This is a genomic window from Hydrogenophaga sp., from assembly GCF_030656115.1.
Classification (GTDB): domain Bacteria; phylum Pseudomonadota; class Gammaproteobacteria; order Burkholderiales; family Burkholderiaceae_C; genus Hydrogenophaga.
In genome coordinates, this window is the sequence record NZ_JAUSOO010000008.1 from 1 (window position 1) to 21,545 (window position 21,545).

Here is a 21,545-nt window from a genome sequence, read left to right on the forward strand (position 1 = left end):
AATTACTTCAGCTTGATTTCTTTGTAGTCCACGTGCTTGCGAGCTTTTGGATCAAACTATTTGATCAGCATCTTTTCGGGCGTGGTCTTTTTGTTGTTGGTGGTGGTGTAGAACTGGCCGGTTCCAGCGGTGGATTCCAGCTTGATTTTCTCGCGTGCGCCGTTGGTTGCCATGGTCGGTTCTCCTTAAGCCTGGCCGCGTGCGCGCAGGTCTGCGAGCACGGCATCGATGCCGTTTTTGTCGATCAGGCGCAGAGCTGCACCGGAGACGCGAAGACGCACCCAGCGGTTTTCGCTCTCAACCCAGAAACGGCGGTATTGCAGGTTCGGCAGGAACCGGCGCTTGGTTTTGTTGTTGGCGTGGGAAACGTTGTTCCCAACCATGGGCTTCTTGCCCGTTACGTCGCAGACGCGTGCCATGAGGACACTCCAATCATTTTCTAACAGCTGTTTGCCGTGGACCTGCCACCGTGTGTCGGCAGGCCGTGTCTGGCATTTCAGCCTCACCTCGCCAGAATAGGGTGGCGGTAACCCGGGTCTTGCTGCACAGAGCGAAGCCAAAGCCCAACGTCTGGGAAATTGCAGCAAAGCCTTGAATTATAGCCTTGGGTTGCAAACCACCCAAGCACGCGCTCTTACAGATTGTTTTGTTCGAGGTAGCGCTGGGCATCCAGAGCCGCCATGCAGCCGGTGCATGCGCTGGTGATGGCTTGGCGGTAGATGTGGTCTTGCACGTCGCCTGCAGCGAATACGCCAGGCACGCTGGTCATGGTGGCCATGCCTTTGAGGCCCGACTGGGTGACGATGTAGCCGTCTTGCATCTCCAGTTGGCCTTTGAAAATATCGGTGTTGGGGCTGTGGCCGATGGCGATGAAACAACCCTTGACGGTCACGTCTTCGGTGGCGCCAGTTTGCACGTTTTTCAAGCGAATGCCGGTGACGCCGGTGTTGTCGCCCAGCACTTCGTCCAGGGTGCTGTGCAGTTTGAGTTCGATCTTGCCTGCGGCCACTTTTTCCATCAGTTTGTCGATCATGATGGCTTCGGCCTTGAACGTGTCTCGGCGGTGGATCAGGTACACCTTGCTGGCGATGTTGGAGAGGTACAGTGCCTCTTCCACGGCGGTGTTGCCGCCGCCCACCACGCTACAGATTTCGTTGCGGTAGAAAAAGCCGTCGCAAGTAGCGCAGCCCGAAACACCCTTGCCCATGAACGCTTCTTCAGACGGCAAGCCCAGGTATTTGGCCGAGGCGCCGGTGGCGATGATCAAGGCGTCGCAGCTGTACTCGCCGCTGTCGCCTTTGAGGACAAAGGGACGCTGTGAAAAGTCGACGGTGTGGATGTGATCGAACACGATCTCGGTTTTGAAGCGCTCGGCATGCGCCAGGAAGCGTTGCATGAGATCGGGGCCTTGCACGCCGTCCACGTCAGCTGGCCAGTTGTCTACTTCGGTGGTGGTCATGAGCTGGCCGCCTTGGGCGATGCCGGTGATCAACACAGGGTTCAAATTCGCGCGTGCCGCATACACGGCTGCCGTGTAACCTGCCGGGCCTGATCCAAGAATGAGAACTTTAGTGTGCTTCATGATGCAAAACCCGGCGTTTATTCGGGTTCATTGGGTTAGAGTAATAGGATAAAAGATTGCTGGCAACGCCATTCAAGCCATTCCTTTGGGCATGGGGTGGTCTGTATGGCATTGTATGAAACAGCGCTGCTGATGCAGTCTGACCAGAGGAAAAACGCATGTCCATTCTCTCCAATCTGGATTTGATCCGCCGGGTTCCCTTGTTTTCAACCCTCACCCAGGCTCAGGCAGAGTCTGTCGCTGCGGCCGTGGTCAAGCGCCGCCTCAAGCGCGGTGAGTGCATCGTGGAGCAGGACAAAAAATCCAACTTTTTGGCTATTGTGCTGACAGGGCGCGCCCGTGTGGTGACCACCGATGCCCGTGGCCGAGAGGTGATTCTCGCCACCCTGAAGCCCGGCGACTACGTGGGTGAAATGAGCTTGATCGACAACCAGCCGCACTCGGCCACGGTGCGTGCCGAGGTGCAGACCGATGTGTTGATTTTGGGGCGCCCCGAGTTCGCCCGTTGCCTGCCAGAGAACTCATCGATGGCTTATGCGGTGATGAAAGGCTTGGTGCAGCGCCTGCGCCATGCCGACCGCAAGATCGAATCGCTGGCGCTGATGGATGTGTACGGCCGTGTGGCGCGCGCCCTGCTGGAGTTTGCGCAGCCTGGCAAAGACGGTCAGTTGACGATCCGCGATCGTGTGTCGCGCCAGGATGTGGCCAAGATGATCGGTGCCTCACGTGAAATGGTCAGCCGTGTGATGAAGGACCTGGAAGACCGCGGATTCATTGAGTTGGCCGAAGACGGCAGCACGATCATCAAGGACCGTCTCAATACACTGGGTTGATATCTGGTGAGGGTGGGTTTCGTCGTTCGACGCTTTATGGCTTTGGGCCCACGTGTGCCTCAGAGACGGTCCAAAGCCTTGGGTTAAGCTTGCTTCAGGAAGATTCTGAAGCATATGACCTATTCATTGAATACGCTCAACGCCGACCGCGCCAGCGCTGCACCGGTGGGGGTGGCCCGTTTTGCCCAGGAAATCGGGTTGGTGCTCGGAGCGGCTGCGTTGGCATTTTGGCTGTTGGCACTGCTCAGCCATTCGCTTGCTGATCCGGCCTGGAGCACAACCGGTACGCAGTTGGAGGCGGGCAACTGGGGCGGGCGTCTGGGGGCGTTGCTGGCCGACGGTAGCTATTACATGCTGGGTTTCTCGGTGTGGTGGTGCTTTTTCGCTGGTCTGCGCGCCTGGTTGTCCTCACTGGCTCGCTGGATTCGCGGGCAACAGGGCCGTGATGGTGGAGACGACGGTGCTGCCGTGGCCTTGGTCACGCGATGGGGCCGATTCTGGAGTCGCCGGAGCGCTTTCTGGATGGGGCTGGTGGTGGTGGTGGTGGCCAGCGCGGTGCTGGAGTGGACCCGCATGTACCGCCTGGAAAGTGTGTTGCCTAGCCATGCTGGTGGTGTGATCGGTTACACGTTGGGACCGCTGGCGATGCGCTGGCTTGGGTTTACCGGTTCGGCGTTGGCCATGCTCGCGTTGCTGGTTTTGTTTTTGCCTCGGGTGTTTCGATTCTCGTGGGGTCATTGGGCTGAGCGGGTCGGCTCCACGCTCGATGGTTGGTTTGAGTCCCGACGTGAGAAGCGCGAGGCGGTGGAAGACCAGCGCATTGGCGAGCGTGCCGCCCGCGAGCGTGAAGAGGTGGTGGCTGTGGAGCGGGTGGAGATCGAAGTTCATCACCCCATGCCGGTGGTGATTGAACCCACGCCGGTGGCCGTGCCCAAGAGCGAGCGTGTGGCCAAGGAGCGGCAAAAACCGCTGTTCCAAGAAATCACCGACAGCAAGTTGCCGCAGGTGGACTTGTTGGACAGTGCGCCGCTGAACCAACCCGGTGTGGACAGCCAGACGCTGGAGATGACCAGCCGCCTGATCGAGAAAAAGCTCAAGGATTTTGGCGTCGAAGTGCGTGTCGTGGCGGCAGCACCTGGTCCGGTGATCACACGTTATGAGATCGAGCCCGCCACGGGTGTGAAGGGCTCGCAGATCGTGAACCTGGGCCGTGACCTGGCGCGCTCGTTGTCGCTGGTGTCCATTCGGGTGATCGAGACCATTCCCGGCAAAAATCTGATGGCACTGGAGTTGCCCAATGCCAAACGGCAGATGATCAAGCTGAGCGAAATTCTGGGCTCGGTGGTGTACAACGACGCCAAGTCGCTGCTGACCATGGGGCTGGGCAAGGACATTGGTGGCCAGCCGATCGTGGCCGATCTGGCCAAGATGCCGCACTGTCTGGTGGCCGGCACCACCGGCTCGGGCAAGTCGGTGGGCATCAACGCCATGATTTTGTCGTTGCTGTACAAAGCCGACGCCAAAGACGTGCGCCTGCTGCTGATCGACCCGAAGATGCTGGAGATGAGCGTTTACGAGGGCATTCCGCACCTGCTGGCGCCTGTGGTCACCGACATGAAGCACGCCGCCAACGGCCTGAATTGGTGCGTGGCCGAAATGGAGAAGCGCTACAAGCTCATGAGCAAGATGGGTGTGCGCAACCTGGCGGGCTACAACGCCAAGCTTGACGAAGCCAAGGCCCGCGGTGAGATCATTGGCAACCCGTTCAGCCTCACGCCCGAGCAACCCGAGCCGCTGGAGCGCCTGCCCTACATCGTGGTGGTGATCGACGAGCTGGCCGACCTGATGATGGTGGTGGGCAAGAAAATTGAGGAGCTGATTGCCCGCTTGGCGCAAAAGGCGCGCGCGGCTGGCATCCACCTGATATTGGCCACACAGCGCCCCAGCGTGGATGTGATCACAGGTCTGATCAAGGCCAACATTCCCACCCGCTTGTCGTTCCAGGTCAGCAGCAAGATCGACAGCCGCACCATCCTGGACCAGATGGGCGCCGAGAGCCTGTTGGGCATGGGCGACATGCTCTACATGCCGTCGGGCACCGGTTTTCCGATCCGGGTGCACGGCGCTTTTGTGAGCGACGACGAGGTGCATCGCGTGGTGGCTTACCTGAAACAGCAGGGCGGAGAGCCCAATTACATCGATGGTGTGTTGGAGGCGGCGCCCGGTGAGGGCGATGGGTCTGATGCATCCGGCGAAGGCGGCGAGGGCGGCGGTGAAAAAGACGCGCTCTACGACCAGGCGGTTGAAATTGTCCTGAAGGACCGCAAGGCCAGTATTTCTTACGTACAGCGCAAGCTGAAGATTGGCTACAACCGGGCGGCCCGCCTGCTCGAAGACATGGAAAACGCCGGCCTGGTGAGTGCGCTCACCTCCAGCGGCCAGCGCGACATTTTGGTGCCTGGGCGCAACGAATGAGGCGCCGATGCAACCTTGTGAATGCCAGTGGGTCTGACTTGCCATGATCAAAACATTTATCACCACCGCCGCGCTCGCGCTGACCAGCTTCACAACGCAGGCCGATGGTCTGCAAGATCTTGAAAAATTCCTGCGCGAAGTCAACAGCGCGCAGGCCAGCTTCACCCAGGTGGTCACCTCGCCCAAGCGCACCGGCGAAACCGTGGCACGCAGCAAGACGTCCAGCGGACGTTTTGAATTTTTGCGGCCCAACCGGTTCCGGTTTGAATACACCCAGCCGTTTGAACAGACCATCGTGGCCGATGGCCAGACGCTGTGGCTCTACGACGTGGACCTGAACCAGGTGACGGCCCGCCAGCAGCAAGAGGTGTTGGGCAGCACGCCCGCCGCCCTGATTGCAGCGGGCACCGACATGCGGGCCTTGTCGCAAGCCTTCGAGCTGAAGGCGGCGCCTGCGCACAACGGCATGGAGTGGCTGGAAGCCCGTCCACGCGCCCAAGATGGCCAATTGCACAGCGTGCGTGTGGGTTTTCGCCAAGGTCAGCTGACGGCGCTGGAGATTGCTGACAGCCTGGGGCAGCGCTCGGTCTTGACCTTCAGCCAGTGGCATGGCAATGCACCGCTGACGGCCGAGCGCTTTCGCTTCCAGGTGCCTGTGGGCGCCGATGTGATCCGGCCCTGAGCATGCCGCTTTTTTCTTTTTCACTGTGAGTTCGGCCGCACCCCAGCACACGCCCCTGGCCGAGCGCCTGCGCCCGCGCACGCTGGCCAGCGTCATCGGGCAGCAGCACCTGCTGGGCGAAGGCATGGCGCTGCGGCTGGCGTTTGAATCGGGCCAGCCGCACAGCTGCATCCTCTGGGGCCCCCCGGGTGTGGGCAAGACCACCATAGCCCGGCTGATGGCCGATGCGTTTGATGCCCAGTTCATCACCATCAGCGCGGTGCTGGGCGGTGTGAAAGACATCCGCGAAGCCGTGGACAAGGCCGAGGCCGCGCGTGATGGCCTGCACCCGCAGCGCACCATCGTGTTTGTGGACGAGGTGCACCGCTTCAACAAAAGCCAGCAAGACGCCTTTTTGCCGCATGTGGAAAGCGGCCTGTTCACCTTCATTGGCGCTACCACCGAAAACCCCTCGTTTGAAGTGAATTCGGCCTTGCTTTCCCGGGCGGCGGTGTATGTGCTGCAGCCCATGGGCGAGGAAGATCTGCGCCAGATCATCGGGCGGGCGCAGGCCATTGACGCTGTGCCCCCGCTGCAAGCGGCAGCCGCCGACCGCCTGATGGCCTACGCCGACGGCGACGCCCGGCGCCTGCTGAACACGCTGGAGACCCTGGCCGTGGCCGCCGGGCGCGAGAAACTGGTCGAGGTCACCGACGACTGGCTGCTGCGCGTGCTGGGCGAGCGCATGCGGCGCTACGACAAAGGCGGCGAGCAGTTTTACGACACCATCAGCGCGCTGCACAAAAGCGTGCGCGGCTCCGACCCCGACGCCGCGCTGTACTGGTTCGTGCGCATGCTCGACGGCGGTGCCGATCCGCGCTACATGGCGCGCCGTTTCATCCGCATGGCGAGCGAAGACATTGGCCTGGCCGACCCCCGTGCGCTGCGGCTGGCGCTGGACGCGGCCGAGGTGTACGAGCGCCTGGGCACGCCCGAGGGCGAACTGGCCCTGGCCGAGTGCGTGGTGTATCTGGCTGTGGCGCCCAAGTCCAACGCGGTCTACAAAGCCTTCAAAGAAGCCCAGGCTTTTGTGAAAAAGGATGGCACCCGTCCGGTGCCCATGCACCTTCGCAATGCACCCACCCGGCTGATGAAGCAGTTGGACTACGGAAAAGGCTACCGCTATGCCCACGATGAGGCCGACGGTTTTGCCGCAGGCGAAAACTACCTGCCCGAAGGTATGGCTGCACCGGGTTTTTACCGTCCGGTGGAGCGCGGCCTGGAGATTCGCATCGCCGATAAGCTGCGCGAACTCAAAAAACTGAACAATCAAAAAAACTAATGCAAGCCCAATCGCACTGATGCAGAGCGATTTGAAATCTGGAAACCAGGGTAAACCCGTGTGTCATAAGGGCTTACACGCATGGGGCCCCTCAAAACGCCTAGATACAATCCGGCACCAACCCGCAGCCTGCCCTGTACCAAGGTCGAGCCTGGCGGGTTTTTTGCTAAGTTGAAACAGGCCAGTCCGGGCAATCCGCCCGTGCCTGTCAAATACACGGAGAAACTTCATGGAAACCTTGCTACAGCAGATCATCAACGGTCTGGTGTTGGGCAGCATGTACGCGCTGGTGGCGTTGGGCTACACCATGGTGTACGGCATCATCGGTCTGATCAACTTTGCGCACGGCGATGTGCTGATGATCGGCGCGCTCACGAGTTGGACCATCATCGCGGGCATGCGTGAATCCATGGTCGGCGTGCCCGGCTGGCTGATGCTGCTGATGGCCACCATCATCGCCATGGTGGTGTGTGCGGCGCTGAACTTCACCATCGAGAAACTGGCTTACCGACCGCTGCGCAACTCATCGCGCCTGGCCCCTTTGATCACCGCCATCGGTATGTCCTTGCTGTTGCAGACGCTGGCCATGATCATCTGGAAGCCCAACCCCAAGTCGTATCCGTCCATGCTCTCCTCGGAACCGTTCCACCTGGGTGGCGCGGTGATCTCGGTGACACAGGTCACCATCCTGGCGGTCACGGCGATCACCCTGGCTTTCCTGATGTGGCTGGTCAACCGCACCAACCTGGGCCGGGCCATGCGCGCCACGGCCGAAAACCCCCGCGTGGCTGCGCTCATGGGCATCAAGCCCGACGTGGTGATTTCCGCCACCTTCATCATCGGCGCCATGCTGGCCGCCATCGCGGGTGTGATGTGGGCGTCCAACTACGGCACGGTGCAACACGCCATGGGCTTCATGCCCGGCCTCAAGGCTTTCGTGGCCGCGGTCATGGGCGGTATTGGCAACCTGGCCGGTGCCGTGGTCGGCGGCATTGCGCTGGGCCTGATCGAGTCGCTGGGTGCTGGTTACCTGGGCAAGCTCACCGGTGGCGTGCTGGGCAGCCAGTACACCGACATTTTTGCCTTCGTTGTGCTGGCCATCGTGCTGACCCTGCGTCCTTCGGGTCTGCTGGGCGAGCGTGTGGCGGACCGGGCCTGAGCAGGAGATCACCATGATGAATTCCAAAATCGGCAAACTGATTGTTTTTCTGCTGGCCGCCGCAGCCTTGCTGCTGCTGCCTATTTTGTTGCAGGCCACGGGCAGCAACTCGTGGGTGCGCATTCTGGACATTGCGCTGTTGTATGTGTTGCTGGCGCTGGGCCTGAACATCGTGGTCGGCTATGCCGGCCTGCTGGACCTGGGCTACATCGCGTTCTTTGCGGTGGGTGCCTACATTTTTGCCCTGCTGGGCTCGCCGCACCTGGCTGAAACCTTCCCGGCCATCAAGGCCATGTTCCCGAACGGCCTGCACTACAGCATCTGGTGGGTGATGATCCTCGCCGCGGTGGTGGCGGGCATTGTCGGCATGATTCTGGGTGCGCCCACGCTCAAGCTGCGCGGCGACTACCTGGCCATCATCACGCTGGGTTTCGGTGAAATCATCCGGATCTTCCTGCTCAACATGGACCGCCCGGTGAACATCACCAACGGCCCCAAGGGCATCAGCCAGATCGACACCATTTCGGTGTTCGGCCTGGACCTGGGACAGCGACTGACCATCGGCGACTACACCTTTCAGCCGGTTACGCTGTATTACTACCTGTTCCTGTTCTTTGTGGTGCTGGCGGTGATCATTTCGTACCGCCTGCAAGACTCGCGCATTGGCCGCGCCTGGATGGCGATTCGCGAAGACGAAATTGCCGCCAAAGCCATGGGGCTGAACACCCGCAACCTGAAGCTGCTGGCTTTCGGCATGGGCGCCTCGTTTGGCGGCGTCTCGGGCGTGCTGTTTGCTTCGTTCCAGCGTTTTGTGTCGCCCGAATCCTTCTCCCTCATGGAGTCGGTGATGGTGGTGGCCATGGTGGTGCTGGGCGGCATTGGCCACATTCCCGGCGTGATTCTGGGGGCCTTGCTGCTGGCCGGTCTGCCCGAATTGCTGCGCCATGTGGCGCACCCGCTGACGGCCATGACCGATGGCCGTCTGGCCCCCGAAATCTTGCGCCAGCTGCTGATTGCGCTGGCCATGGTGGTGGTGATGCTGATCCGTCCAAAGGGTCTGTGGCCGGCGCCTGAGCACGGCAAGTCCTTGTCCAAATGAGCGGAGTTGCTGACATGTCTGAAACCATTCTCAGGGTGGCCAACGTTTCCAAGCGTTTTGGCGGCCTGCAAGCCCTCAGCGATGTGGGTATGGAAATCAAGCGCGGCCAGGTGTACGGCCTGATCGGTCCCAACGGCGCCGGCAAAACCACTTTCTTCAACGTGCTGACCGGTCTGTACACCCCCGACGGTGGCACGTTTGAACTGGCGGGCAAGCCCTACACCCCCACGGCGGTGCACGAAGTGGCCAAGGCCGGTATTGCCCGTACCTTCCAGAACATCCGCCTGTTCGCCGAAATGACAGCACTGGAAAACGTGATGGTGGGGCGCCACGTGCGCACCCATTCCGGCCTGATTGGCGCGGTGCTGCGCACGCCCGGCTTCAAGCGCGAAGAGGCCGAAATCAGAGCCCGTGCGCAGGAGCTGCTGGACTATGTGGGCATTGGCAAATTTGCCGACTACAAATCGCGCACGCTGAGCTACGGCGACCAGCGTCGACTGGAAATCGCCCGAGCGCTGGCCACCGACCCGCAATTGATCGCGCTGGACGAACCCGCCGCCGGCATGAACGCGACCGAAAAAGTCATGCTGCGTGAACTGATTGACCGCATCCGCAACGACAACCGCACCATTTTGCTGATCGAACACGACGTGAAGCTGGTCATGGGCCTGTGCGACCGCGTGACTGTGCTGGACTACGGCAAACAGCTCTCGTCGGGCACGCCTGCTGAAGTGCAGAGCGACCCCAAGGTGATTGAAGCCTATCTCGGCACCGGCGGAGCTTGAGGAAAGAACAACATGGCAAACACATTACTCAAAGTCAGCGGTCTGAAGGTCTCCTACGGCGGGATCAAGGCCGTTAAAGGTATCGACCTGGAGGTGCGCGAGGGCGAACTGATCTCGCTGATCGGTTCCAACGGTGCCGGCAAGACCACCACCATGAAGGCCGTCACGGGTTCGCTGGTGTTCGAAGGTGGGGATATCGAATACCTGGGCCAAAGCATCAAGGGCAAGGGCGCCTGGGACCTGGTGAAGCAGGGCCTGGCCATGGTGCCGGAAGGTCGGGGCGTGTTCACCCGCATGACCATCACCGAAAACCTGCAGATGGGCGCGTACATCCGCACCGACAAGGCGGGCATTGCCAACGACATCGAGCGCATGTTTGGCATTTTCCCGCGCCTGCGCGAACGCAAAGACCAGCTGGCCGGCACCATGAGCGGTGGCGAACAGCAGATGCTGGCCATGGCGCGTGCGCTCATGAGCCAGCCCAAGGTGTTGTTGCTCGACGAGCCGTCCATGGGCTTGTCCCCCATCATGGTGGACAAGATTTTTGAAGTGGTGCGCGACGTGTCGGCACAAGGCGTAACGGTGTTGCTGGTGGAGCAAAATGCCCAGCGCGCGCTGCAAATTGCCGACCGCGGCTACGTGATGGATTCGGGCGAAATCACCATGACAGGCAGTGGCAAAGACCTGTTGGTCGATCCGAAGGTGAAAGAAGCGTACCTGGGGCACTGAAGCGCCTTGGGACGGCGTTGGCGTCTGTGTCGGCAGCGCAGGGCCAGGGAACTAAAATGCAGGGTTTTGTGTGATGTCTGCGCGGCACGCCTTCTGTGTCGCCGCTCCACCCCGATCTGCCCGCCGGGCTTCCACCTGCTCTTTTTATGTCCCAAGCCACACCCAACAGCCCTGCCGCCGACACCGCCGTGAGCGGTGCCCACCCCGCGTTTGATGACAACCAGCTGATCATTGAGCGCCGTGAAAAGCTCAAGGCCCTGCGTGAAGCGCAGCAGCAGGGTCAGGGCGTTGCGTTTCCCAACGACTTCAAACCGTCTGACAAAGCCGAGGGGTTGTTTGCGTCGCACGGCGAAGCCACCAAGGAAGACTTGGAGGCCAACCCGTCGCGCGCCCGTGTGGCCGGTCGCATGATGCTCAAGCGGGTGATGGGCAAGGCCAGTTTTGCCACGTTGCAAGACGCCTCGTTCGGCCCATCGGGTGGCCGCATCCAGATTTACCTGAACAACGACAGCGTGGGCGAGGCGCTGCACAACGCGTTCAAGCACTGGGACCTGGGCGATATCGTGGCCGCCGAGGGGGTGCTGTTCAAGACACGCACCGGCGAGCTGACCATCCACGCCGACAGCATTCGCCTGATCACCAAGAGCCTGCGCCCGCTGCCCGACAAGTTCCATGGTATCCACGACCAGGAAATCAAGTACCGCCAGCGCTACGTGGACCTGATGACCGACGAAGCCGCACGCCGCCGCTTCGTCACGCGCAGCCAGGCCCTGTCCAGCATCCGCGAATACATGGTCAGCCACGGCTTTCTGGAGGTGGAAACGCCCATGCTGCACCCGATCCCCGGCGGTGCCAACGCCAAGCCGTTCAAGACGCACCACAACGCGCTGGACCAGGAGATGTTTTTGCGCATCGCGCCCGAGCTGTACCTCAAGCGCCTGCTGGTGGGTGGGTTTGAGCGGGTGTTCGAAATCAACCGCAACTTCCGCAACGAAGGCATCAGCGTTCGCCACAACCCCGAGTTCACCATGATGGAGTTCTACGCGGCGTACTGGAATTACCACGACCTGATGGATTTCAACGAGCAACTGATCCGCCACGTGGTGCGCCAGGTGCACGGCGACACGCCGCTGACCTACAACGGCCAGCCGGTGGATGTGTATTCCCCGTTTGAGCGCCTGACGATCCGCGAAGCGATCCTGAAATACACCGAGGCCGGCGAGGGCGTGGACAGCACCGAGTGGCTGATTCCCGCGCTCAAAAAACTGGGCATGACCGAGGCCAAGCACCAGTTGAGCACGCGCAGCCTGGCCAGCCTGCAGGTGCTGTATTTTGAAGAGACGGTGGAAGAAAAGCTCTGGAACCCGACCTTCATCATGGAGCACCCGACCGAGATTTCGCCGCTGGCCCGCGCCAACGACGAGCGCCCGGAAGTGACCGAGCGCTTTGAGCTCTACATCACCGGCCGCGAGTTCGGCAACGCGTTCTCAGAGCTGAACGACGCCGAAGACCAGGCCGCGCGTTTCCACGCGCAGGTGTCGGCCAAGGACGGCGGCGACGAAGAAGCGATGTACTACGACGCCGACTTCATCCGCGCGCTCGAATACGGCATGCCGCCGGCCGGCGGCTGCGGCATCGGCATTGACCGTTTGATGATGTTGCTGACCGACAGCCCCAGCATCCGCGATGTGATTTTGTTCCCGGCGTTGCGCCGCGAGGCTTGATCGAACCAGGCTGTTAAAAATTCAGCGTCTGGATGCTCTTGCGCTTGTTTTTGCGCAGTTCATCCAGGCTATTTCGCAGCCAATTCAGGTGGGCTTGGGCGTCTTGTTGCAGGTCCTGACCTTCTGCAGGCAGCAAAGCCAGCACCACTTTGAACCGCAATGTTGCGCCCACGGGCAGTTGATCCGACGGGCGCAGGCCGCCGGCCACGATGCTGGTGGCCGCAGCCACCACTTGTGCGGCCCGCACCGGGCCTTCCATCAGCAGCGTGAAGCTGCGGTTGTCTACCCGGGCGGCCGTGTCCACGTCGCGTGCCACCGAGCGCAGCAGCGAGCCGGTGAGCACCAGGGCGCGGTCGGCCACTTCCCGTCCGTGCTCCTGTTCAAACCAGGCGTGGTTGTCCAAGTCAATCAGCAGCAGTCCCATGGAGTGCCTGTAACGCTGGGCGCGCACCAGGCTGTCGTGCAGGCGCAGCATGCCGTTGTGGCGGTTGGTCAGGCCGGTGAGCGGTTCGGTCAAGGCCAGTTCGTTGGCGCGGGTCTGCGCTTCGTGCTGCATGGACGAGCGTTGTAGCAGGCCGTAGATCAGCAACGGCGCTTCAATGGCCGCCGCGATCACCATGCCGTATTGCGACAAGAAGCCCGACGACATCAGGCCCAAGTTGCGCAAGATGGGCAGTGTGCCGGCCATCAATACCGGCAGAATGCCCAGCGCAATCCAGTGCACCCAGCGCTCACCCGTGCGCCAGGCGGTCCAGAGCATGGCGTAGACCAACACCATGGTCAGGGCGCCTGCGGTGGTGATGGCTTGCAGGGTGACGCTGCTGGGACGGAGCAGGTCCCAGGCGGTCAACACCATCAGCACACCGGCCAGGGTGAGCGACAACCGGTCCAGCCAGCGCCCGATGCGCTGTGCTTGCACCACATGCCGCACAAACAGCAAGCCCACCACGGCCACCAGGGGCAGCAGCACAAATTCGGCCATGCCGTTCCACCTGGCGGAATGGGGCCAAAGAAACTGACCACCCACCCCCAGCGAAGCGGCCAGCGCCAGACCCAACACCGAGGTGTAGATTGCGTAGGCGGCAAAGCTGACTTCGCGAAACACCAGTGCATTGACCACGGCCACCACCGTCAGCAGCAGCGCCATGCCGAAATACGCACCCAGCAAAAACTGCTGGGTCATGCGCTGTTCGCGCAGATGGCTGTGGCGGTGCACAAAGAGTTCGCCCGAAAACGGCACCCGGGTATGCTGGATACGGACCCAATAGGTCACGGGCGTATCGGCCCGCGTGTCCAGTGCAAACACCGGGTAGCGGTCTGGCGACGCCCAGTCGCGCACCGGAATGCTGTCGCCCGCGTGCTGTGCTTGCCAACTGCCGTCTGCGCGCTGTTCGTACAGACTGATGAGGTCGATGCCCGATTGCGTCAACTCGACTTCCCAGTGCGCACTGGTGTCTTTCACCCAGGCGTCAAAGCGCACCCAGAGCACGGCTTGCGGGTTGATGAGCAGACGGTGCTTGGGGCTGCGTACCGCCCACGGCAGGCTGTCTTGCCGTTGTGCTACGTCCTGTGCCGTCAGTTGACCGGAGAGGTCAACCCAGAACAGGCTGCGCTGGGCCAGCGGCACATGGTCTTGTGCCGTGTCAAGCAACACCGGTGGCAGTTTCAAGCGTCCGGTTGTGTCGGTCGCGTGTGCACTGCCAGTCCCGATCACCGTCCACAAGAGAAGTCCGATGAGGCCCAGCAGCCGGAACCGGTGGAACAGCGCCGTGCTGCAGTGGGGCGGGCGGTGGAGTTGAAAAATGCGCATCGCCTATTTTGGCTTGTGCCGCCGTCCATTCTTCGGACGCCAACGGCAACGCAGAGGTTGATCCCGGTAAGCTGCAAGCGTTATTTCCGCAGCCGGCCACAGGCGGCAAAAAGCCCCGGCTGAGGCTTCAGCCGGGGCTTTTTGCGTGAAGGGCGGAGGCCCCAGGTTCAGGCGTAAACCGCCAAGGCCTTGCGCATTTTTTTCATGGCCGCCACCTCAATCTGGCGCACCCGCTCGGCGCTCACGCCGTATTCGGCCGCCAGTTCGTGCAGCGTCATGCCACCCGAGCCGTCGTCGTTCACCTTCAGCCAGCGTTCGCTGACGATGCGGCGCGAGCGCTCATCCAACTCGCTCATGGCCAGTGCAATGCCCTCGGTGGCCAGCGCGTCGCGCTCGGCCGACTCCAGCACCGCCGTGGGCTCGTGGGTGGCGTCGGCCAGGTAGGCAATGGGGCCAAAACTGTCTTCGCCGTCGTCGCCCGGGCCGGGGTCCAGCACCACATCGCCGCCCGACAAGCGGGTTTCCATTTCACGCACCTCTTCCGGCTTCACCTTCAGCTCGCGCGCCATCGTGCCCACTTCGGTGTCGGACAACACGTCGCGGTGCGTGTCACCGTCCAGCGCGTCGGCGCGGAAACCTTGCTTGCGCGAGCGCAGGTTGAAAAACAGCTTGCGCTGCGCCTTGGTGGTGGCCAGCTTGACCATGCGCCAGTTTTTCAGGATGTACTCGTGGATCTCGGCCTTGATCCAGTGCATGGCGTAGCTCACCAGGCGCACGCCCTGATCGGGGTCGAAGCGTTTCACGGCCTTCATCAGGCCCACATTGCCTTCCTGAATCAGGTCGCCGTGGGGCAGGCCGTAGCCCAGGTATTGGCGGGCGATCGACACCACCAGGCGCAGGTGCGACATCACCAGCCGGCCCGCAGCGTCCAGGTCGTTGTGGTCGCGCAAACGGCGCGCGGCGCTTTGTTCCTCTTCCAGCGTCAGCAGAGGCATGCGGTTGACGGCAGAAATGTAGGCGTCCAGATTCCCCAGCGGGGGCAGGGTGAGCGAGCGGCTGGCCCATGGGCTGGCCACAGCCAGGGTGGCGGTGGGCAAGGCGGCGGGAGCAAGTGATACGGACATGTGAAGAACCCTCCTCAGGTTGGCTTTCATAAATATTAGCACTCTCTATGAGTGAGTGCTAATGGAATGGTTCCATGGGTGTGGGTTCGCATGGTTTTGTGGCGTTACAAAAGCAAGAAAAAGTGATGGGCGCCTGCCCCTGCGCACGTTTGGCGATGCTCGCGTGGGCTTGGCCTGTTGGCCGATGCCGGTTGTGTTCGATAGACGAGGGTGGTAGGCGGGAGGGGAAAGTTGTCCATGCTTGTTACAACACACCGGTCGCGCGACACAATAGGTCGAAATGGAGAATATGCATGACAGTGGAGCCCGGTCGGTTGGCCGATGAAGAATCCAGCAGGGATGCCACCCTGGCTGAAGCGCAACAGACCCACTCGGTTCGTTTGCAGGTCAGCGCGGCCGACAAGCTGAACCTGGCGGCTTTTCAAAATGCGGTCCCTGTGTTGCACGCGCTGGCCGTCGTCAATGCATCGGCCACAACGTTGAGTGACCTGACGATTCAACTGCGCAGCGAGCCTGAGTTCGTCAAGCCACGCGTCTGGCGTCTGGCGTCAGTGGCATCCGGTGAAACCTACCACCTGCGCGATCTGGATGTGCAGCTCCAGGGCGCTCTGTTGTCGCGGTTGACCGAGGCCGAGCCGGCCTCGTGGCACTTTGAATTGCGCAGCAGCCAGCAACCCGATGTGGTTCTGGCCACGCACAGCTGCACGGTGGAACTGCTGGCCCGCAACCAGTGGGGTGGCCTGGGGCCGTTGCCTGAAATGGTGGCCGCCTTCGTTCAGCCCAACGATCCGGCGGTGGATCGTTTGCTCAGGGATGCGGCGCTGGCTTTGCAGTCGGCGGGCAAGTCGGGGTCGATCGACGGCTACACCCAGGGTGCCAAGCGGGCCTGGGAGCTCGCTTCGGGCCTCTGGACGGCGGTGCTTCAGCGCCGACTCACTTACGCACTCCCGCCGGCCAGTTTCGAGCACACCGGCCAGAAAGTGCGCAGCCCCGGGCAGGTGCTGGACGCGGGGCTGGCCACGTGCCTGGACCTCACGCTGCTGTTTGCGGCCTGCCTGGAACAGGCCCACCTCAACCCGTTGCTGGTGTTCACCCGGGGCCATGCGTTGGTGGGCGTGTGGCTGCACGACGAGCAGTTTGCCACCGCGGTGGTGGACGACATCACCGCTCTGCGCACGCGGGTGAAGCTGCAAGAGGTGTTGGTGTTTGAAGCCACCCTGGCTGCCCGAGGCCAGGCTGTGGCGTTCAGCCAGGCCATTGCCAGCGCCAACCGCCAGCTGGAGGAGGCTGCGGCGGACACGTTCGAGCTGGTGGTGGATGTGAAGCGCGCCCGCATGTCCCGCATCAAGCCGCTGGCGTTGGCCCAAGGTGTTGAGCCCGTGTTGCCGGCCGAACAACCCGAGCCCGGCTGCGCGGTGGAAGATGCGCCGGACGTACCGGACCGCACAGCGCCCGCCGCACCGAGCGCCGACCTCGACCCGACAGACCGGCTGGAGCGCTGGCAGCGCAAGCTGCTCGACCTGTCGTTGCGCAACGCCCTGCTGAACTTCAAGCCCGGCAAGAAAACCTTGCCGCTGGAGGTGGCCGGTGCCGCCCTGGAAGACGCACTGACCCAGGGGCACACCCTGAAGCTGCTGCCCAGCCCCCCAGGGATGCAGGGCGACGACCCGCGCAGCCAGCCCCTGCACGAGGCACGCAGCCTGGAAGACCTGCGCCAGGCGCAAGCGGCCGAGGCGCTGATGCGCCGCGAGGTCTTGATTCCGCTTGAAGCCGAAGAGCTCGAAGGGCGCCTGGTCGATCTGTACCGGGGCGCGCGCCAGGCCATGCAAGAGGGTGGGGCCAACACGCTGTTTGTGGCGCTGGGCTTTCTGGTCTGGAGCCGGCGCGACAAGCCCGAGCTGCGGCTCCAGGCGCCGCTGGTCTTGCTGCCCGTCACGCTGAACCGCAAGAGCGCGCGTTCGGGGTTCACACTGCAGGTGCAAGAGAGCGAGCCGCTGTTCAACCCCACCCTGGTTGAAATGCTGCGCCAAGACTTTCAGCTGGAGCTGGGTGTGTCCGTGGCAGACGCACCCAGCGACGGCGTGGGCCTGGACATACCCGGCATCTGGGCACGCGTGCGCGCCGCCGTCAAAGACATTCGCGGCTGGGAGGTCAGCGAAGACGTGGTGCTGTCGATGTTCTCGTTTGCCAAATACCTGATGTGGAAGGACCTGACCGAGCGCACCGGCGACCTGCGCAAGTCGCCCGTGGTGGCCCACCTGATGGACTCGCCGCGCGAGCCCTACCGCTCCAGCATCGCGTTTCCCGACGTCCGCCGACTTGACACCGACTTTGCGCCCCAGCAGGTGTTTTGCCCACTGCCGGCCGACTCGTCGCAACTCTCCGCCGTGATGGCGGCAGCCCAGGGCAAAGACTTTGTGCTCATCGGCCCGCCCGGCACGGGCAAGAGCCAGACCATTGCGAACCTGATTGCGCAGTGCCTCGCCGAGAACAAGCGGGTGTTGTTTGTTGCCGAGAAAATTGCCGCGCTGGAGGTGGTTTACCGCCGCCTGCGCGAAGTGGGCCTGGGCGAGTTTTGCCTGGAGCTGCACTCCAACAAGAGCCGCAAGCTCGATGTGCTGGGCCAGCTGCAGAAGTCGTGGGATGCGAAGGGCGAGGTCGATTCGGCCGCCTGGCTGGCCCAAGCGCAGCAGCTGGGCCGCTTGCGCGAACAGCTCTCCACCTACGTGGCCCGCCTGCACCACCGCCACGGCAACGGCTGGACGGTGTACCAGGCCATCGGTTGCGTGGCCGCCCACGGCGATGTGCCCGACCTGCACCTGAACTGGCCATCGCCGTCGGCGCACAACGAAGCCGACTTGGCCAGGCTGCGCGAACTGGCTGGCCGGCTGCAAGCCAATGCCTCAGCCGTCGGCCCCCACAACCTGCTGGCAGGCCCTTGGGTGCCGGTGCACGCCACCGATTGGTCGGTCCGCTGGCAGCAAGACATGGTGCGCGCCGCGCAAACCCTGCAAGCGGTCGTTGGCCGCTTCTCCCAGGCCGTTGAACACCTGGGCCAGTCACTGGGTCTGGAATGGCCGGCGTTGAACATGCAGACCCGCTTGGCGGTTGCGGTGCTGGTCAAGGCCTTGCCGCAGGCCGCCCACGGGGCGTGGAGCTTTTGTGCCTTGCCCGACAGCCGAGCTCTCAGCGTGGCGCTGAAGGCGGGCACGGTGTTGCTGCACCAGCACCGCGATCTTTCGGCACAAATGTCCACCCCATGGCCGGTGGAGTTGCTGGAGTTGCGCCGGCGCCTGCAAACGGAACTGGGCACGCCGTGGCCCAGTGGCGTGAGCGACGACCTGGAGCGCGGCGTGCAGTGGATCGAAGAAATCACCGAACTGCGCGCGGGCCTGTCGGTGCGGTACGGCGCAGGCGTGGGCCAGCTCCCTGTGGTGCAACTGCAGCGCGATTGGACCCAGGCCCAAGGGGCGTTCTGGCCGCTCTCGTGGCTGGGGCAGCGCCGGGTGCGGCGCGCGCTCGAAGCGGTGACCCAGGACGCCGGTGTACCGCGCATCGCCGAGGATCTGACCTTGCTCGTGCGCATCCAGCGCTTGCACGACGAGGTGAACCAACTGGACCTCGGGGGCGCGGGCGAAGGGTTTTGGGCCGGCGTCAAGACGCGCACCGACCACGCGCGAAGCGTGCTGAAAGCCAACGCTGCGCTGCGCGCCGCACGGCTGCACAAGCCCTTTTCGTTGGAGGGCCTGGGCGCCGTGCTGGACGGCAGCTGTGGCGAACGCTGGGCCCAGGAGGGGCAACGCCTGAAGACCTGGCTGGAGCTGGAGCAGCGTCTGACCGAAGCCATGGCGATCGGTGAGGCCAGCCACGCCACAGCGCCGGGCCAAGACGCCTCGATCCTGCGGTCTGCGCTGGCTTTTGAGCGCGAACGCATGGGTTTGCGGCACCGGGGCAGCCTGAAAGCGCCGCACCCCGATGTGGCCGAAGGCCGCTGCGGCCCCGTGCTGCAGCAGCAGCACGCCCTGCTGCAGGCGCGCAGCGCCCTCGAAGTCCGGCTGTTGGCCATGGACTCCCTGCGTGACCCGTGCCCAGACGTCTGGCGTGGGCTGGACACCGACGGCGAGGTCGTCACCCACGCACTGCGGTTCCATGCGTTGTTGCATGCCGGTGTGTCGGGGCTCGGTCTGTCACCCGCCGCAGAGGCGCAGCTCATGGAGCGGCTGCTCCCGTTGCTGGGCGCGCGCTGCCACGAACTGGGGGAAACGGGCCCCATCGGCCAGAGCTGCCAGCAGGTGCTGGCGCTGCTGACCGAGCTGAGCAGCGCCACCGACCACTTCAGCACCACGGCGGCGCAGCCCGAGCCGGTGCGCCGCGCCCTGTCCGATCTGGCGCCCGCTGCGCTGGCCGAAGTCGCCGCGCGGCTGGAGGCGCACCACCCCGGACTGCACGCCTGGTGTGCCTGGCGCCACGCCCAGGCCAGCGCCCGCAGCGCCGGGTTGGCGCCGCTGGTGGACCGCATCGAGGCCGGTGCCGTGGCGCCGGCCCAGGCAACGAACGTGTTGGAGGTGAACTACGCCCGCTGGTGGCTGGCCGAAGCGGTGGACGGCGACGAAGTGCTCAAGCGCTTCGTCTCCGCCGAGCACGAGCTTCGCATTCAGGCGTTCCGAAACCTGGACGACGAATTCACCCAGGTGTCACGCGCGTGGATACGCGCCAAGCTGTGCGCCGACCTGCCCGCGGCCGACAGCATCCAGCGCAACAGCGAATGGGGCATCTTGCGCCGCGAAATCACCAAGAAGCGCCAGCACCTGCCGCTGCGCCAGCTGTTGCAAGAAATTCCGTCGGTCGTGCTGCGCCTGACGCCGTGCCTGTTGATGAGCCCGCTGTCGATTGCGCAGTACCTGTCGGCCGACGCCAGCAACTTCGACCTGGTGGTGTTCGACGAAGCCTCGCAAATTCCGGTGTGGGACGCCATTGGCGCCATGGCGCGCGGCAAACAGGTGGTGATGGTGGGCGACCCGAAACAGCTGCCCCCGACCAACTTCTTTGCCCGGGCCGACAACGGCGACGATGACCTGGAAGAGGCCGATCTGGAAAGCATTCTCGACGAATGCCTCGGCGCCAGCCTGCCCACGCGCCACCTGTCGTGGCACTACCGCTCGCGCCACGAAAGCCTGATCGCCTTCAGCAACCACCGCTACTACGGTGGCGGTCTGGTCACCTTCCCATCGCCTGTGACCGACGACCGCGCCGTCAGTTTCCACTGGGTGGACGGCCGTTACGGAAAAGGCGGTGCCCGCACCAACCCGCCCGAAGCCCAGGCGCTGGTGGCCGAGTTGGTGCAGCGCCTGCAATCGCCCGGCTTTCGGGCCTCGGGTCTCACCATCGGCGTGGTCACCTTCAACGCCGAACAGCAAAGCCTGATTGAAGACCTGCTGGACGAAGCGCGCCGCCAAGACCCCGGCCTGGAGCCGTACTTTGCCGACGGCGAGATCGAACCCGTGTTCGTAAAAAACCTGGAAAGCGTGCAGGGCGACGAGCGCGACATCATGTACTTCTCCATCACCTACGGGCCCGACCTGGCCGGTGCCGTGTCCATGAACTTCGGTCCGCTCAACCGCGACGGCGGCGAGCGCCGCCTGAACGTGGCCGTCACACGCGCCCGGCACGAACTGCGCGTGTTCAGCAGCCTGCGCGGCGACCAGATGGACCTCTCACGCACCCAGGCCGCTGGCGTGCGCGACCTCAAGCACTTTCTGGAATTTGCCGAACACGGGCCGCGCGCGCTGGCCCAGGCGCACCGCGGCAGCCAGGGCGACTTTGACAGCCCGTTTGAAGCCAGCGTGGCCGCCGCACTGGGCCGCAAAGGCTGGCAGGTGCACACCCAGATCGGCGCATCGTCGTTTCGCATTGATCTGGGCGTGGTGCACCCCGACTTTGCCGGCCGCTACCTGGCGGGGGTGGAATGCGACGGCGCCACCTACCACCGCTCGGCCACCGCGCGCGACCGCGACAAACTGCGCGAGCAGGTGCTGCGCGGCCTGGGCTGGGAGATTGTGCGCATCTGGTCCACCGACTGGTGGGTCAACCCGGATGGCACGCTGGAACAGGCGCACGCCGCGCTGAGCGCGTTGCTGGAACGCGACCGCAGCCAGCGGGCTGGTGCCGTGGCGGCAGATGGTTAGGACTTTTTGACCTGAAAACCGCAGTTGAGCGCCAATT

Annotated in this window: 14 protein-coding genes and 1 pseudogene; 10 read left to right on the forward strand and 5 right to left on the reverse strand. The window is 63.2% G+C overall.

All coding sequences use genetic code 11. The annotated features are described in order from the left end of the window. Window positions 1-59: 59 nt before the first annotated feature. From rpmG to trxB, 3 genes and pseudogenes are all read right to left on the reverse strand, one after another. Window positions 60-173: pseudogene (gene rpmG / locus Q7J58_RS00785) on the reverse strand (50S ribosomal protein L33); the annotation flags it as partial. Window positions 174-185: 12 nt separating this feature from the next. Then, window positions 186-419: a 50S ribosomal protein L28 gene (gene rpmB / locus Q7J58_RS00790; RefSeq protein WP_056269541.1), complete on the reverse strand. Its 234-nt coding sequence runs from the start codon at window positions 417-419 to the stop codon at window positions 186-188. A 215-nt stretch (window positions 420-634) separates the two neighbouring features. After that, window positions 635-1,582 (reverse strand): thioredoxin-disulfide reductase, encoded by a 948-nt coding sequence (gene trxB, locus Q7J58_RS00795; protein WP_304822026.1) that lies wholly within the window; start codon window positions 1,580-1,582, stop codon window positions 635-637. Window positions 1,583-1,740: 158 nt separating this feature from the next. Between trxB and Q7J58_RS00800 the strand changes: the two genes are divergently transcribed. From Q7J58_RS00800 to lysS, 9 genes are all read left to right on the forward strand, one after another. Further along, entirely contained in the window at window positions 1,741-2,415 is a 675-nt protein-coding gene (locus Q7J58_RS00800) for a Crp/Fnr family transcriptional regulator (protein WP_304822029.1), read from the forward strand. A gap of 114 nt (window positions 2,416-2,529) precedes the next feature. Next, window positions 2,530-4,890 (forward strand): DNA translocase FtsK, encoded by a 2,361-nt coding sequence (locus tag Q7J58_RS00805; RefSeq protein ID WP_304822032.1) that lies wholly within the window; start codon window positions 2,530-2,532, stop codon window positions 4,888-4,890. A gap of 43 nt (window positions 4,891-4,933) precedes the next feature. Beyond that, window positions 4,934-5,572 carry an outer membrane lipoprotein chaperone LolA gene (gene lolA / locus Q7J58_RS00810; protein ID WP_304822035.1) on the forward strand — a complete coding sequence of 213 codons (639 nt, stop codon included), beginning with the start codon at window positions 4,934-4,936 and terminating at the stop codon, window positions 5,570-5,572. A gap of 25 nt (window positions 5,573-5,597) precedes the next feature. Further along, complete coding sequence (locus tag Q7J58_RS00815) at window positions 5,598-6,893, forward strand: replication-associated recombination protein A (RefSeq protein WP_304822037.1); 1,296 nt, start codon at window positions 5,598-5,600, stop codon at window positions 6,891-6,893. 229 nt (window positions 6,894-7,122) lie between these two features. Further along, the gene (locus Q7J58_RS00820) at window positions 7,123-8,052 is read left to right on the forward strand and encodes a branched-chain amino acid ABC transporter permease (protein WP_304822040.1); all 930 of its coding nucleotides are present in this window, start codon (window positions 7,123-7,125) and stop codon (window positions 8,050-8,052) included. Between the two features lie 13 nt (window positions 8,053-8,065). Next, the gene (locus Q7J58_RS00825; RefSeq protein WP_304822042.1) at window positions 8,066-9,151 is read left to right on the forward strand and encodes an ABC transporter ATP-binding protein; all 1,086 of its coding nucleotides are present in this window, start codon (window positions 8,066-8,068) and stop codon (window positions 9,149-9,151) included. 14 nt (window positions 9,152-9,165) lie between these two features. Further along, a complete protein-coding gene (locus Q7J58_RS00830) occupies window positions 9,166-9,936 on the forward strand; it encodes an ABC transporter ATP-binding protein (protein WP_304822046.1) in 771 nt (256 codons plus the stop codon). Window positions 9,937-9,948: 12 nt separating this feature from the next. Then, window positions 9,949-10,665 (forward strand): ABC transporter ATP-binding protein, encoded by a 717-nt coding sequence (locus Q7J58_RS00835; RefSeq protein ID WP_304822049.1) that lies wholly within the window; start codon window positions 9,949-9,951, stop codon window positions 10,663-10,665. Between the two features lie 146 nt (window positions 10,666-10,811). Then, on the forward strand, window positions 10,812-12,389 hold the full coding sequence (gene lysS, locus Q7J58_RS00840) for a lysine--tRNA ligase (RefSeq protein WP_304822052.1): 1,578 nt from the start codon (window positions 10,812-10,814) through the stop codon (window positions 12,387-12,389). A 13-nt stretch (window positions 12,390-12,402) separates the two neighbouring features. Here lysS and Q7J58_RS00845 read toward each other — a convergent pair whose 3' ends face one another. After that, the gene (locus tag Q7J58_RS00845) at window positions 12,403-14,058 is read right to left on the reverse strand and encodes a 7TM diverse intracellular signaling domain-containing protein (RefSeq protein ID WP_304822055.1); all 1,656 of its coding nucleotides are present in this window, start codon (window positions 14,056-14,058) and stop codon (window positions 12,403-12,405) included. A gap of 308 nt (window positions 14,059-14,366) precedes the next feature. After that, complete coding sequence (gene rpoH / locus Q7J58_RS00850) at window positions 14,367-15,323, reverse strand: RNA polymerase sigma factor RpoH (protein ID WP_304822058.1); 957 nt, start codon at window positions 15,321-15,323, stop codon at window positions 14,367-14,369. 293 nt (window positions 15,324-15,616) lie between these two features. On the opposite strand from rpoH, the gene Q7J58_RS00855 reads away from it, so the two are divergent. Beyond that, window positions 15,617-21,508 (forward strand): DUF4011 domain-containing protein, encoded by a 5,892-nt coding sequence (locus Q7J58_RS00855; protein ID WP_304822061.1) that lies wholly within the window; start codon window positions 15,617-15,619, stop codon window positions 21,506-21,508. Window positions 21,509-21,545 lie beyond the last annotated feature (37 nt).

Coding starts and splice junctions, on each gene's coding strand:
- trxB (WP_304822026.1), bottom strand. CDS start 1,582: ATGAAGCACACTAAAGTTCTCATTCTTGGATCAGGCCCGGCAGGTTAC.
- lolA (WP_304822035.1), top strand. CDS start 4,934: ATGATCAAAACATTTATCACCACCGCCGCGCTCGCGCTGACCAGCTTC.
- Q7J58_RS00855 (WP_304822061.1), top strand. CDS start 15,617: ATGACAGTGGAGCCCGGTCGGTTGGCCGATGAAGAATCCAGCAGGGAT.
- Q7J58_RS00805 (WP_304822032.1), top strand. CDS start 2,530: ATGACCTATTCATTGAATACGCTCAACGCCGACCGCGCCAGCGCTGCA.
- Q7J58_RS00825 (WP_304822042.1), top strand. CDS start 8,066: ATGATGAATTCCAAAATCGGCAAACTGATTGTTTTTCTGCTGGCCGCC.
- rpmB (WP_056269541.1), bottom strand. CDS start 419: ATGGCACGCGTCTGCGACGTAACGGGCAAGAAGCCCATGGTTGGGAAC.
- Q7J58_RS00800 (WP_304822029.1), top strand. CDS start 1,741: ATGTCCATTCTCTCCAATCTGGATTTGATCCGCCGGGTTCCCTTGTTT.
- lysS (WP_304822052.1), top strand. CDS start 10,812: ATGTCCCAAGCCACACCCAACAGCCCTGCCGCCGACACCGCCGTGAGC.
- Q7J58_RS00835 (WP_304822049.1), top strand. CDS start 9,949: ATGGCAAACACATTACTCAAAGTCAGCGGTCTGAAGGTCTCCTACGGC.
- Q7J58_RS00820 (WP_304822040.1), top strand. CDS start 7,123: ATGGAAACCTTGCTACAGCAGATCATCAACGGTCTGGTGTTGGGCAGC.
- Q7J58_RS00830 (WP_304822046.1), top strand. CDS start 9,166: ATGTCTGAAACCATTCTCAGGGTGGCCAACGTTTCCAAGCGTTTTGGC.
- rpoH (WP_304822058.1), bottom strand. CDS start 15,323: ATGTCCGTATCACTTGCTCCCGCCGCCTTGCCCACCGCCACCCTGGCT.